Origin of the sequence: Aliihoeflea aestuarii (assembly GCF_024105665.1) — a bacterium.
Classification (GTDB): Bacteria; Pseudomonadota; Alphaproteobacteria; order Rhizobiales; family Rhizobiaceae; genus Aliihoeflea; species Aliihoeflea aestuarii.
In genome coordinates this window covers 1-737 of record NZ_JAAAMK010000025.1, presented here as the reverse complement: position 1 = coordinate 737, position 737 = coordinate 1, and the positions used below count along the sequence as shown (strand labels likewise).

1 protein-coding gene is annotated in these 737 nt (G+C 62.3%); it reads left to right on the top strand.

The annotated features are described in order from the left end of the window. Window positions 1–59 precede the first annotated feature (59 nt). On the top strand, window positions 60–737 hold a 678-nt coding region (locus GTW25_RS20400), incomplete at its 3' end, for a helix-turn-helix domain-containing protein (RefSeq protein ID WP_252914124.1).

The window sequence follows — 737 nt, the reverse complement described above, 5'->3', positions numbered from 1 at the left end:
AGGTGACGTTTTGTACCGGACACATGGGTAACACTTTTCGGCTTTGCCGGGAGGTGTTGATGCCGTGGATGGAGTGTTCGGTGATGGAAGAACGTCTACGCTTCGTGGCCCGTCTTCTCGACGGCGAAGGGATGAGCGCGGTGTGCCGGGAGTTCGGCATCTCGCGCAAGACTGGCTACAAGATCTTCAACCGCTACAAGGATGACGGCCTGGAGGCGCTTTGCGATCGTTCGCGCCGGCCGGTCCGTTATGCCAACCAGCTGCCCGCCCAGATCGAGCGGCTGATTGTGGAGAGCAAGCGCGGCAAGCCGCACTGGGGCGCCAGGAAGATCAGGGAGCTGCTGATCAGGAAGCTCGCCGGCGATGTGCGCATTCCGGCCAAGTCGACGGTGCATGCCGTGCTCGACCGTCACGGCCTTGTGAGCCAGGCCCGCAAGAGGAACCGGGCGAACAAGGCCGCAGGCACGCCGCTGTCCCAAGCTGCCGCGCCCAACGATCTGTGGTGTGTCGACTTCAAGGGCGAGTTCAAGACGGGCAACGGAAGCTATTGTTACCCCCTGACGGCAACCGATCAGGTCTCGCGCATGATCCTGGCCTGCGAAGCGCTTGAATCGACGAAGGAGCAGCCGGTCATCGAGAGTTTCGTCCGGCTCTTCAAGGAGCGCGGCCTGCCCTACGCGATCAGGAGCGACAATGGCTTGCCCTTTGCCTCGCCCAACGGCCTCTACAATCTGTCC